The sequence below is a fragment of the Bacillus cereus group sp. BfR-BA-01311 genome, assembly GCF_022664295.1.
In the GTDB taxonomy this organism is placed as follows: domain Bacteria; phylum Bacillota; class Bacilli; order Bacillales; family Bacillaceae_G; genus Bacillus_A; species Bacillus_A cereus.
In genome coordinates, this window is record NZ_JAKUHC010000002.1 from 321,585 (window position 1) to 334,374 (window position 12,790).

Sequence of the window (12,790 nt, forward strand, 5' to 3'; positions counted from 1 at the left end):
ATCTACTGTATTATTTAAATTTTTACCGTTACAAGTTATGAGATAACACTTATATGCTACAGCATATAAAGGTTAAATTTTATAAGCAATATGTGATTAAAAACTTACATTATATAATTTGTTAACTTCACATCAGTATGATGAACAAGATGTCCTGTTAACTCATATAAGTCCATATGCCACCTTCAAATAAATCGCATTTTATATGCTATAGCATATATAATATAGAATGCATTATTTTATGTCAAACTTTAATACTGTTAATCAGTTCTTTAGATCGCCTAAAGTAATTTAAAAGTCATAATATAAACAGAAACATTTTATTGAATAGAAAATAAAAAAAGAGTGCAATTTTTGCACTCTTTTTACTCATTTCTATTAGAAATCAAAGTTATCAGGATCTGGACCAACGCGATGATTTTGATTTAACGCATCGATTTTTTCCATATCTTCTTTCGTTAATTCAAAGTTAAATACATCTGCGTTTGCAATAATGCGGTGTTCTTTCGTTGATTTTGGAATTGTGATTACTCCATTTTGAAGATCCCAACGTAAAATAACTTGCGCTGTTGTTTTACCGTGTTTCTCAGCAATCTCTTGTAATGTTTCGTTATCTAATAATTGACCTTGCATTAGTGGTGACCATGCTTCCATTTGAATACCTTGTTCTTTACAGAAAGCTTGTAGTTCTTTTTGTGTTAAACGAGGGTGGTATTCTACTTGGTTAATCATTGGTTTAATTTCTGCATCTTTCATTACATCTTGTAAGTGATGGATTTGGAAGTTACTTACACCAATTGCACGTACGCGCTTTTCTTTATACAGTGTTTCTAGCGCTCTCCACGTATCTTTATATTTCCCTTCTACAGGCCAGTGAACAAGGTATAAATCTAAATAATCTAGCTTTAATTTTTTTAAACTCTCTTCATATGCAGCAATTGTTTCTTCATATCCTTGATCTGCATTCCAAACTTTTGAAGTGATAAATAATTCTTCTCTTGAAATTCCTGTTGCTTCAATACCTGCACGGATTCCCTCACCTACTGCTGCTTCATTTCCATAAATCGCCGCTGTATCGATGCTGCGGTATCCTGCTTTAATTGCTGATTTAATCGCTTCTACAAGTTCTGGTCCTTCTTCTACTTTAAATACACCTAAACCAAACCAAGGCATTTCCACACCATTACTTAATACTGTTTTACTTTGTAAATTTTCCATTTTATTTTCTCTCCTTTTATTTTACTTGATCTCTTTTTTCTAATGTCATACTCCATGCTGTTAAAATAACAGCACCTACTACCATAATGCCGCCTACCCAAGCTGTATGAATTAACCCTAACGAGTTCGTTACAATACCACCTAAATAAGCACCAAGGGCAATCCCAGCATTAAACGCCGCAATATTAATTGCCGATGCAACATCGACAGCACTCGGTACAAATCGTTCAGCTAACATTACGACATATACTTGTAACCCTGGAACATTCATAAATGCGAATAGCCCCATTAAAATAATTGTGATTAACCCAGCTACCTTAAATGGCGCTGTAAATGTTAAAACAAATAATATAATCGCTTGAATAAAGAACATGTAAAATAGCGCTCGAATTGGATTATGATTCGATAATTTTCCGCCAATCACATTCCCTATCGCAATGGCGATTCCATACACTAATAAAATGATCGTAACCGTATTAGCTTTAAATCCTGTTACCTCTTGTAATAACGGAGATAAATACGTAAATGTTACGAATGTTCCCCCATATCCTAATGCAGTAATAATGAAAACTAGTAACAGTCTTCCGTTCGTAACCAGTTTAAATTGATCGCGGAATGATACAGACGTACCTTTTTTCATATTAGATGGAATGAGAATACTATTTGCGATTAAAGCAATAATTCCAATTACTACAATTGCTAAAAATGATGTTCTCCAGCCAAATTGTTGACCAATAAATGTTCCAATTGGTGCCCCTGTAATAGTCGCAACTGTTACGCCAGTAAACATAATCGCAATCGCGCTAGCCCGTTTATTTTCTGGGACAAGTGCCGCAGCAATTGTTGAACCAATTGACATAAACACACCATGCGAAAGTGCAGAAACAATTCGCGCAATAAGTAATACAGTGAAGCTTGTTGCGACAGCTGCGATTCCGTTACCAATAATGAAAATAATCATAATCCACATTAATAACGTTTTTCGTGACATATTAGCTGTTAATGACGTTAATACTGGAGCACCAAACGCTACACCTAACGCATATAAAGAAACTGTTAAACCAGCTGTTGTCACCGATACATGTAAATCTTTCGAAATAGATGGTAATAAACCGACACTAACAAATTCAGTTGTCCCAATCCCGAACGCACTAATTGCTAGCGCTAATAATGCAAATATACTTCTTCGATTCGTCTGAACTTCTGAAGACGATGCTGTATATGAATTCAATTGAGTTTCCCCTCTTCCCTATAATTCCTATCATAATAGTGCGATAAAAAAGCCTTTTTATCTTCTAAAAAACATATTTAATCTCTACAAACGCTATTATGAATGGTTTCATTCTTTTTTTAAAGAACGCACTTTAAAGTACTATAGGTACTTTTTAGTACCGTAAAGCTTGTCTCTCTCTTACATGTACTATTATGAAATATATTCAATACAATGAATAGTACGTACTTTAAAGTGCTGTAGGTACTAAAAAGCAACATAGTTAGTTACCAGTACCGTAAAGCTTGTTTCTCTCTTACATGTGCTATTATGAATGATAATCACCCTAATAAAAAGTACGTACTTTAAAGTACTATAGGTACTAAAAAGTAACATTTATATAACCTAGCTTATTTTGCTCAAAAATCGAAATCTACATTCCATGAAAAAGACTTTCAAATGAAGAAATACACTTTCCCGTAGAGGCAACTTTAGAGAACATTACTTAAACATTTAAAGGATCATGTTCATTACCACAGACAAATAATAAAAAGGCAAAAACGAACAGAAATGTGTTCATTTTTGCCTTTTTTATTTAATGATTAAAATGTACGACTTTTGGAAAGGAAATCTGCATTAGCTCCTGTTACACCACTTTGTCCCCAGTTCCCTGGAATCATTTCACGAATAAGAATTAGCACTTTATCCAAAGGTGCATGAGTATATTTAGATGTTACTTGTGTAAGTTCGTTTACCCACTTATCCTTTGTCTCTTGATCAAATGTATTCCATATATCAATCTTAATAATAGCCATTCCATTAACGTTACGACCTGGTGTATCGTAAGACTCTTTTGTCTCCCAATCGGACACCCTACTTTTCTCAGCAAAGGTAGCATCACTTGCTACAGCCCCAGCTTTCCCCCAGTTTTCTTTCTCAAGTTCCGTTATCAACACTTGAATTTTGTCAGGGACAATTTTTAATAGTTTTATTGTAAGTTCCGTTACACTATAAATAAATTCCTTCTTTTCTTCTGTTGACATGGTTGGCCAAGTATTTAGCTCGATTAATGGCATAGTATTGCCCCCTAAATTTAATTATCTATTGACTAGTTACAACTATTGGTTCAAATGATTTTTAACTGCTCTTACTACCAATTCGTGATCTTCTTCTGGTGGTAATCCTGAAACTGTTATCATTCCAATAACCCCTACGTTTTTTATCCTGATAGGAAAGCATCCACCAAACGCAGCATATTCCGAAGTATCTAAAAGATATTTTTCATTATATGAAATTCCAGTTATTTCACTTTGTATCTGCATATAATACGAGCTACGATCATGCAGGGAAACGACTCGTTTTTTACGCTCAATCCATTTCGTATTTTCCGCATTTGTCCCTGTCATCTTGAAATGAAATAATTGCACACCATTTTTCGTTATATCAACAGCAATCAATTTCCCCTCTCGCTTTGCTGTTTCAACGATAAATAAACCTAGTTGCAAGGCATCTTCATTTGTAAAAGAGGAAAATTGAAGCGTTTCCTCCTCTTTTAAAATTTGTTTACTTATTTCATTCAAATTTGAAGTGCTCATATCTTTAACCTCCATAATTGTTTTATGCCACACCGACATTTTTTCGAAATTATTAGGCCATATAGTACAACCCTTCAATCAATCTGATTCTAAATAAACTGCTGTAACATCGTTGGTAACTAGTAGTACCGTAAAGCTTGTTTTCTTCTTACTGGTGCTATTATGAATGATATTCAAAGTTATAAAAAGTACGCACTTTAAAGTGCTATAGGTACTTTAAAGTACTATTCTACTTATCCCTATCTTACAGAGACTATTATGAAATATATTTAACATCTTAAAAATGTATGTACTAAAGAATAATATTTTTAATCACTAACTTTTTTGCTCAATGGTTGTAATTCATCAGATACAGAAATAGACATACAAAAACGCCATCCTTTCCTATAATTTTAAAGAAAGAATAGCGTATTCTTTTCAAAAATGAGTTCTTTTATTGAGAAACTTTGATTCTATATCATACATAAAAGGGCAACCAGTGCTAAAACAGCTGGAAGTCCTTGTTTCACAATAATTGATTTATTAGATGTGAAACCTCCGAAAATAGCTGCTACCACCACACAAATCACGAAAAATAATTGGACCATATAACCAATTGGATTGAGTCCAAGTACAAGTCCCCAAATGAGACCAGCCGCTAAAAATCCATTATATAAACCTTGGTTTGCAAACATAATGGCTACGTTTCGATCTCCTTCTAAATGCTTCGGTAATTTGAAAGCACGTTTCGCTACTTTTGAATTAATAAAAAACATTTCAAGGATCATGATAAACAAATGTTCTAATGCTACGATCCCGACTAAAATAGCTGCGATTATTTCCACACTATTCTGCCCCCTACACTCTCTATTCTTTAATATTCTCTACATTTTTTTGCATCTGTAATAGAACATGAATAAGTATTTTGCGTTCTTCTCCACTGATATTTACGAACATTTCCTTCATAAAATGTTCCTTTTCTTTCTTGTCAAAATATTAATTGATATATCAATTATTGATACATCAATTAATATACATCCCTCTTTTTATTTTTGCAAGTTTTTTTGCTCAATTGGTTTTATTTTGTTCTAGCAACTTTAAACCAATTCAAAACATCAGTTCGCATTTCTAGAAATCATAATTACTTTAAGTTCATTCTGACAATCATATTTAACTAAATATATAAAAGAATTGAGTTATATCTCCATCAATTTATAAAAATTAATTTTTTTCTAAAAACAGATACTTTACGTTTTTTATAGTAATAAAAATCATTTTTTTGTTTCAGAGGCAATCCATTTTGTTAGCCTGATGTGCATAAAATAGCACCCATATGGAGAACCAATTATCTTTCAAGAAAACGGCTTGAAATCTGGATTTGGTACAAGAGTTGCCTACTTCCGTGATCCAGATGGTACTAATTTAGAGCTAATTGCTCCAAAAGGTCCATTTAGACGTGAATAATAAATTAATACCGAAACAGCCACCTTATCTGAAAGGTGGCTGTTTGTTAATAGATTGAATAAAAAGGACAAACTCTCCAACTTGAGAAGTTTGTCCAAAAATAGATATTTCATATTCCACTACTTTGACACTAAAATCAACAATAGTGAATTAGAATAATGACTTAATACTTGCTAAAACTGTAAGTACACCTACAATAATAACAAATACGTTGCTCATTTTCCCTTTGTATTTAGCTAGTACTGGCACTTTTTGAATCGCATACATCGGTAATAGACATAAGATAGCAGCAACTAAAGGACCGCTTAGAGAATCAATAAGTCCAAGAATACTTGGATTTGTATAAGCAACAAACCAGCATGATAATACAACAAAAGTAAGAATTATTGTCTTAATTGTTTTTTCTTCAATATCTTTTCCACGTGATTTACCAAACTTAATAATCATGTCACGCATTACTTCAAATGCTCCTATATAATGGCCTAGGAAAGACTTTGTAATAGCCACAAAAGCAATAATTGGAGCTGCAATAGTGATTACAGGCGAATTAAGCTCATTAGCAAGATATGAAAGAATTGATAAGTTTTGTTCTTTTGCCATTTTTATATCATCTGGAGTCAAGCTCAATGCGCTACTCCAAACGAAGAACATAACAACAGCGAATGTCATAATATAACAAACCTTTTGTATTTGCGCACATTTAGCATCAGTGGCTTCGATTCCATACGTAGCTCTCTGTTTCACAACAAATGATGAAATCATAGGTGAATGATTAAATGAGAATACGATGATTGGTAGAATCATCAATATCGTCCCAAAATAGCCTGTTCCTGTTGAAGCAGTTGAAACAGCTGAAAAACTAAGCATTGACGTATTCCACTGTGGAATTAAAGATATTGCGATAAACAGTAGAGAAACTATGAAAGGATACACTAACATACTCATTACCTTTACAGTAATATCTTGACCAAAATTCAGTATAGCGATAAGACCAAGAACTAATACAAGTGATAAAATAGCTCTTGGAGGTTCTGGCATGTGCAATTGATGCACGATAAAACTACTTGCAGTGTTTGTAAGCGCAACCGAATACATTAGTACGATTGTATAAATTGAACCGAAATATACGATGTTAAAAATGATACTCGCTTTATTTCCGAAATACTCTCTAATTGTACCTGTGATCCCCTCATCAGCAGAATTAGAAGCGTATATCATTTTAGCAAGTGCCCTATGTGAGTAGTACATAACTGGATATGCAAGCAATGTAATTAGTAGTAAAGATAATAAACCACCTGAACCTGCATTAATCGGTAAAAAGAGCACCCCTGCTCCAATTGCAGTTCCAAATAGACTGAGTGCCCATGTAGTATCCTGCTTATGCCACTTTTTCGGATCTGCATATTGCTCATTTTTTAGTGCGGTATTTTCAGCTTGAACTTCTATTTTCTTTGCAGTATTCCCGTTCATATAATAACTCCCCCTTGTATCTATTCCTGCATCTCTCTTTGCACCTAACAAATATTCCCTTTTTGGAAAATGAATTCCTTACAAGTTGCCCCACATTGTATGTCCTTCATCATAATGAATCCAAATTGAAACATTCGCTAATTAGCGTCCTAATATAATTGTTAGCGTTCACAAAAAAGTTTACTCGTAATATCCGCTCTTTATATAAAGAACCCTTAAGAGAACAATATAGAATAGACTTCATAAATACGTTGCAACATTTCTAATAACAGTGTATTACTTTAATGGTTTCTCTTTTTTACTTTTAACAGTAATTTTAGCTAAACCGGCCTCTCTTCATTTGCGAGGCATTTCTTTCTCAATTCTATACATTACTTTCATAACTTCGGTAGCACTGATGATATTGCTCACACAAGCCACTGAAGCACATTACATACATTTCGCCTCTAATCACACACCTTTCTTACTAATAATCGCATTTTTTATATTTTCTCCAGAGATAATAAAATTTCTCTCGACGCCCTCATTATAACGTGTATATTTATAAAATTAATATTTTTATATTTTCAGAAATATTAAAGCGGAATAATTTTATATGGATAATATTTTACAGTTAGCATGTAGCCATTGTTTTTATCGCTTAAAGCTGAATTAGTTAGTAAAAAAATACAATAATACATTGTTTTTCTAGGTGACTTATTATAAAAATACTTATATCCCCTTTTATCAAAAAATTTTATTTTAAACATAAAAGATATTCTAATAAATAATTAATGTAGGTAAAAAGAAAAAAATCCCAAAACATAAAAACCAAATTTTAGGATATATATTATTAATATTGAATTCATATACAATTTAAAAAGCTACACTGAGCAAAAAACAAAAAAGCTGCCCCATATGGACAGCTCATTTACATAATTATCGTTATCAGGAATACACAAACAAATCACTTCAATACCATCTTAATTGTAGTTTGTTCGGCTCTTCTTCAGGGATATCTCTATGCTTGTAATGAATCGTTTTTACATCATTTCCTTTTATGCGAAAAGTAATTGTGTCCCATGAGGCGGATTGTGTGCACCCTCAAAAGTTTAAATTTTAAAATCCCTCATTAACTAGCTCTTTTATCGAGTTTAATTTTGAAGAAAGCTCGATAAACCATTCTTCATCCCCTGTTAATAATGCAAGATCTATAAGATAAAGGATTTGTTCCTTATTTATTACCTTTGATTCAGGGAGTTTGTTAACGTGTTTACTAAAGAGTAAAATCGCTTCGTTTATTGTGTACTGGCCGTCACGTTTCACAATACTAACTGTAACTATATCCTCTACATCATCAAGTGATACAATATAACCAACTATTAATTCACCTTCATTTGATATTCCACGAACCCAATCTCCTACTTTTAAAACATGATTATTATTTGACATCATACCGTTTCACCTTCCTATAAATATTTTTTGTGACGATAAAAAAGATATAAAAACAAATTATACTGTAATATTTTTCATTACATTTAAGTGTTAAGAACTCACGGCTATATAATAATTAAGCCGCTTAACGCTCTTGATTGATAAGGTCAACAACTTCTTTCATTGTATAATTCTTTAAGTATTCACCTAGATGCTCTTCAGCACCTAAGAAAATAGCGAAAAGAACTTTTCGCATGTTCGAACCTACAACACACTGATTGTTTGATTCTGGACACTTCGGCTGCAAAGCACCTTCAGAGGTTATCTGATAAATATGCCAAAGATTAATTTCATCTAAATCGCGAGCGAAAATAAAACCGCCACCAGTCCCCTCTTTCGATTGTATAAACTTATGTTTTTTTAACAAACTTAGTACTTTGCGAATGCGTACTGGATGAACACCTGCACTTTCTGAAATAGCATTACTTGTTGACATCCGGTCTGGCTGTAAAGCTAAATAAGTTAAACTGTGTATGGCCAAGGTAAAGTCGCTGTTCATGATTTTCCTCCTACGATTAAAAATATTGTTTCTCATATATTAACATACTGTAGCCATAAATATTACAGATTGGTTAGAACGTTAAAACATGTGGAATGCTTCTTGCCATAAAAAATTAATTCCCTTATATTCTATCCCGTCCCACCTATATCTGATAACTTCATTTAGCTTTTTAAGTTAAAAAGAAATTAAACACTCCACTGTTTCTTCACTTGTTCTTCTGCCAACTGTTCAATTTTTGTCCAAATCGTATCTTTACTCACAATAACATTTGTTTGATAATTTCTATCTTTATAATTAACTGTAACACATACTTCAATCATCTTCTGCTTCCTCCTTTCAAGAAAATTTCTTATTTATATTTAATACCTGAAAAATTTTGAATTTAGTTATAATCTCTAGCATATAAATTCATTTTTTTAAATAATTAAGTTTAAAAACCCCACTGTTTCTTCACTTGTTCTTCTGCCAACTGTTCAATTTTTGTCCAAATCGTATCTTTGTTCACAATGACATTTGTTTGATAGTTTCTATCTTTATAATTAACTGTAACGCATACTTCTATCACCTTCAGTTTCCTCCTTTCAAAAAATTTCTCTTTCATACTATTACTTATTAATTAGCCAACTTTTGCAGTTCAATGTTTAAAAATGTTCGGACACTACGTGGTAAAAATTTGCGGATTTCTTCTTCGTTAAAACCAATTTGCAATCTTTTTTCATCCAGCATAATCGGGCGACGCAACATTAGTGGATGCTCAATTATTAATGTATAAAATTCATTTAGCGAGAGCTCATCAATATTTATATTTAAGTCCTGAAAAGTTTTGGATCTAGTTGAAATAATTTCAGTAGCACCCTCTTCAGTTAAACGAAGAATCGATTTAAGCTCATCAACTGTCATAGAATTTGATACGATGTTTTTTTCAATATAATCAATTTGATGCTCTTCAAGCCATGCTTTCGCTTTTCGGCATGAAGCACAGCTTGCTGTTGTATATAGAATTACCATATTTAACTCACTCCTTTAATGTTATTAAACGTACATTTTAAATATCGCTTATTGAAATGTATTAAAAAAAATTACAGTTTAGAATCAAATTCACATAATGTTAATTATTCAGCAATGTTTCATTTATCTCTATTATTCATGCTACATTTTACAGACGTTAACAACTCACTTTTAAAAATCTTACTGTAATTTTAAACTTTACAGTTCAATTAATCAACTGTTAAGTCTTGAATTAATTTTAATAACACAACAAATTATTCTCCTGTAAAATTCCCCATAGCATGATGGCTCCTTCAAAGCACATTTCACGCATTTCTTGCTTACAAGTGCTATTATGGATTATATTCATCCTAATAAAAAGTACGTACTTTAAAGTGTTATAGGTACTAAAAAGTAACATATGCATTTTCAAGTGCCATTCTGCTTATTTCTCTCTTACATCGGTTATTATGACCGATATTTAGCACAATAAATAGTACGCACTTTAAAGTGTTATAGGTACTAAAAAGAAATAATTTTAGTATTGCAACGGATGTAGGCTCACAACTGTAATCTAAATTCATCAAAGGAGTTTTTTTTATGAAGACATACAATATTCCTGTAGAAGCGACTTTAGAAGTTATTGGCGGAAAGTGGAAAGTTGTTATCCTTTGTCATTTAAAAAAAGGAACAAAAAGAACGAGTGAATTAAAACGTTTAATGCCTGGTATTACGCAAAAAATGTTAACGCAACAATTACGGGAACTAGAAGAAGATGGTGTAATCCAAAGGAAAGTATATGACCAAGTACCACCGAAAGTAGAGTACTCTCTAACGGATTACGGTTCTTCTTTAGGAGCTATACTCGATTCCCTCTGTTCCTGGGGAGAAGTTCATCTTGAAAAAACCGGGAACACATCCATGCTGATTACAGCAGATGAATCATAACTGTAGAAGACATAAAATAGGTTGAGGCAATGCTTGCCTCAACCTATTTTATATCTCTTTATAATTTTTTTGCCGTAATGACTGTTTCAAACTCAAAGGTTTCCGGTAGATGATCTGCATAAGAATATTCAAAAGTTCGTCCATCCGTTAAGTAAGCTACTTGCTCAACTCGCATTAGGAAATCCTGATTTGTTAAGTTCATAAACTGCTTTTCCCTATCATCTGGGCGAATCCCTTTAACCCTGACAACAGATGTCCCTACTTCAAGACCAAGTTTATTTTGAATATGTGAGTATATCGACTCCTCTAAAACAGAAGCTTCAACACCTGGGATAACCGAAATTGGCATCCATGTATGCTCCATAATCGTCGGAATGCTGTGAATGATGCGGAGGCGAATGATTTTATAGACGAAATCACCAATTGAAACTCCCAATTTCTCAGCAACTACTTCATCAGCACCTACAATCGCAAACTCGATAATTTTACTTTCTACCTCACTACCGTAAACAGCTTTCGTACCTGTTAAAGTTTGAATCATTCGTGCCTTTTCCTGCTGATGCCAATCTTGTACCACTGTTCCACTTCCGCGCCGACGGATAATGTAGCCGTCTCTTACTAATAGATCCAGCGCTTTTTTAATCGTAAGTGCTGAAACATCGAATTCTTCAGCAAGGACGGAGCTACTCGGAATTTTTTCGTTGATTTTATATTCACCGTCTAAAATTTGCTGTTTAATCTTTTGATAAATGCCGAGGTATTTTACTTGTGTTGATCCGCTTGCCATTTCCATACCTCCTTTATACTGCAAACTCTCTTCTATTCATTCAAATGTAAAGCCTCAAGTTTGTAAACTGAAGGTGATGGGGCAGCAAATCCGTTTTCCAAGATTTCAATATTCGTTACTGCTTCTTCATCTTTCACAAGTTTTGGTGCACCATTTACAATTGTGTCATACGCTGCATCATAGAAACGACCGTAATCACCAAGCGGCGTTTTAATTTGTTTTTCAATCCAGTCACCATTTGCATTACGATACTTAGCAATTCCATAATACATCGGCGAATCTTCACCAAATCCTGCACTCTCAGGCATAATACCCGCTTTCAAATCATTTTCCTGCTGATCTTCACCGTATTTAATAAAAGAGCCATTTGTTCCATGAACGATAAAGCGTGGATAATCTTTTGCTACGATATGGTTCGTTTTCAGCTTAATCTTCAACTGATTTCCATAATGTAGACCAACATCGAAATAGTTATCAACCGCACCTTCCACTTCATTATTACGAATATCGTATGTCACTGTATTTGGACGGCCGAATAGTGAAATCATGCGGTCCATCGTATGAATACCTAAACTGTAAAATGAACCTTCTTCTTTTGGAGCTTCATGAGTGATTGAACCAGGACGGAAATAATCAATATGTGATTCAATCTCAATAATATCACCAAGGAATCCTTGTTCAACTACTTGCTTTACAGCTAAAAAATCACCATCAAAACGACGGTTTTGATAAGGCATAACGACTACACCTTTCTCTCGTCCTAATGCTAATAATTCTTTCGCATGTTCTACTGTATCGCAAAATGGTTTTTCAACGATAACTGATTTTCCGGCTAGTATAACTTTTTTTGCTAATTCATAATGCGTATGTGCTGGCGTACAGATCGTCACGACTTGAATTTCTTTGTCATTCAACAATTCGTCCAAATCAGTAGTGAAGTAAACACCTCTTTCCTCATATGGAGCCGCTAATTCTTCATTTATTTGACGTACAAAAATCGTTTTTACTTTTATATTATTACGTGTATTTAGATAAGGTAGGTGATAACGGTTAGCTGATTTTCCAAATCCAATAAAGCCCATTGTTAATGTCATGTTCTTCAACTTCCTTGCTCATAAATTTTCGTTTCTACATTTATTATATATTTTTTCTTTAAA

General features: G+C 33.2%; 13 protein-coding genes and 3 pseudogenes. 2 read left to right on the forward strand and 14 right to left on the reverse strand.

Annotated elements, in window-relative coordinates:
- Nucleotides 1–378: 378 nt before the first annotated feature.
- The 5 genes from MR136_RS06780 to MR136_RS06800 form a co-directional block, all read right to left on the reverse strand.
- Complete coding sequence (locus MR136_RS06780; RefSeq protein WP_242259296.1) at nt 379–1,218, reverse strand: aldo/keto reductase; 840 nt, start codon at nt 1,216–1,218, stop codon at nt 379–381.
- A gap of 16 nt (nt 1,219–1,234) precedes the next feature.
- A complete protein-coding gene (locus MR136_RS06785) occupies nt 1,235–2,449 on the reverse strand; it encodes an MFS transporter (protein ID WP_017673117.1) in 1,215 nt (404 codons plus the stop codon).
- Nucleotides 2,450–3,030: 581 nt separating this feature from the next.
- On the reverse strand, nt 3,031–3,504 hold the full coding sequence (locus MR136_RS06790; protein WP_017673116.1) for a tautomerase family protein: 474 nt from the start codon (nt 3,502–3,504) through the stop codon (nt 3,031–3,033).
- 42 nt (nt 3,505–3,546) lie between these two features.
- Entirely contained in the window at nt 3,547–4,062 is a 516-nt protein-coding gene (locus MR136_RS06795) for a heme-degrading domain-containing protein (RefSeq protein ID WP_105559683.1), read from the reverse strand.
- A gap of 413 nt (nt 4,063–4,475) precedes the next feature.
- Nucleotides 4,476–4,847 (reverse strand): DUF1304 domain-containing protein, encoded by a 372-nt coding sequence (locus MR136_RS06800; protein ID WP_000402483.1) that lies wholly within the window; start codon nt 4,845–4,847, stop codon nt 4,476–4,478.
- 484 nt (nt 4,848–5,331) lie between these two features.
- Between MR136_RS06800 and MR136_RS06805 the strand changes: the two are divergent.
- A pseudogene (locus MR136_RS06805) lies at nt 5,332–5,466 on the forward strand (VOC family protein); the annotation flags it as partial.
- A 150-nt stretch (nt 5,467–5,616) separates the two neighbouring features.
- On the opposite strand, the gene MR136_RS06810 reads toward MR136_RS06805, so the two are convergent.
- The 7 genes and pseudogenes from MR136_RS06810 to spxA all read right to left on the reverse strand — a co-directional run bounded on the left by MR136_RS06810 (nt 5,617) and on the right by spxA (nt 9,919).
- Complete coding sequence (locus tag MR136_RS06810; RefSeq protein ID WP_001014168.1) at nt 5,617–6,936, reverse strand: aromatic amino acid transport family protein; 1,320 nt, start codon at nt 6,934–6,936, stop codon at nt 5,617–5,619.
- A gap of 951 nt (nt 6,937–7,887) precedes the next feature.
- Nucleotides 7,888–8,027 (reverse strand): annotated as a pseudogene (locus MR136_RS28740) (DUF3888 domain-containing protein); the annotation flags it as partial.
- Nucleotides 8,028–8,034: 7 nt separating this feature from the next.
- Nucleotides 8,035–8,370 carry an IDEAL domain-containing protein gene (locus MR136_RS06820; RefSeq protein WP_000987462.1) on the reverse strand — a complete coding sequence of 112 codons (336 nt, stop codon included), beginning with the start codon at nt 8,368–8,370 and terminating at the stop codon, nt 8,035–8,037.
- Nucleotides 8,371–8,494: 124 nt separating this feature from the next.
- Nucleotides 8,495–8,908: an Rrf2-family transcriptional regulator SaiR gene (gene saiR / locus MR136_RS06825; RefSeq protein ID WP_001083465.1), complete on the reverse strand. Its 414-nt coding sequence runs from the start codon at nt 8,906–8,908 to the stop codon at nt 8,495–8,497.
- A gap of 188 nt (nt 8,909–9,096) precedes the next feature.
- Nucleotides 9,097–9,231, reverse strand: a complete 135-nt coding sequence (locus MR136_RS06830; protein ID WP_000573516.1) for a BA3454 family stress response protein — start codon at nt 9,229–9,231, stop codon at nt 9,097–9,099.
- Between the two features lie 110 nt (nt 9,232–9,341).
- Nucleotides 9,342–9,476 (reverse strand): BA3454 family stress response protein, encoded by a 135-nt coding sequence (locus MR136_RS06835; protein WP_000573515.1) that lies wholly within the window; start codon nt 9,474–9,476, stop codon nt 9,342–9,344.
- A gap of 47 nt (nt 9,477–9,523) precedes the next feature.
- A complete protein-coding gene (spxA, locus tag MR136_RS06840) occupies nt 9,524–9,919 on the reverse strand; it encodes a transcriptional regulator SpxA (RefSeq protein ID WP_000236189.1) in 396 nt (131 codons plus the stop codon).
- 579 nt (nt 9,920–10,498) lie between these two features.
- On the opposite strand from spxA, the gene MR136_RS06845 reads away from it, so the two are divergent.
- Entirely contained in the window at nt 10,499–10,846 is a 348-nt protein-coding gene (locus MR136_RS06845; RefSeq protein ID WP_000860832.1) for a winged helix-turn-helix transcriptional regulator, read from the forward strand.
- A gap of 48 nt (nt 10,847–10,894) precedes the next feature.
- On the opposite strand, the pseudogene MR136_RS06850 reads toward MR136_RS06845, so the two are convergent.
- Together MR136_RS06850 and MR136_RS06855 are read right to left on the reverse strand one after the other, a co-directional pair.
- Nucleotides 10,895–11,633: pseudogene (locus MR136_RS06850) on the reverse strand (GntR family transcriptional regulator).
- Nucleotides 11,634–11,665: 32 nt separating this feature from the next.
- On the reverse strand, nt 11,666–12,727 hold the full coding sequence (locus MR136_RS06855; protein ID WP_017673114.1) for an oxidoreductase: 1,062 nt from the start codon (nt 12,725–12,727) through the stop codon (nt 11,666–11,668).
- Between the last annotated feature and the right edge of the window lie 63 nt (nt 12,728–12,790).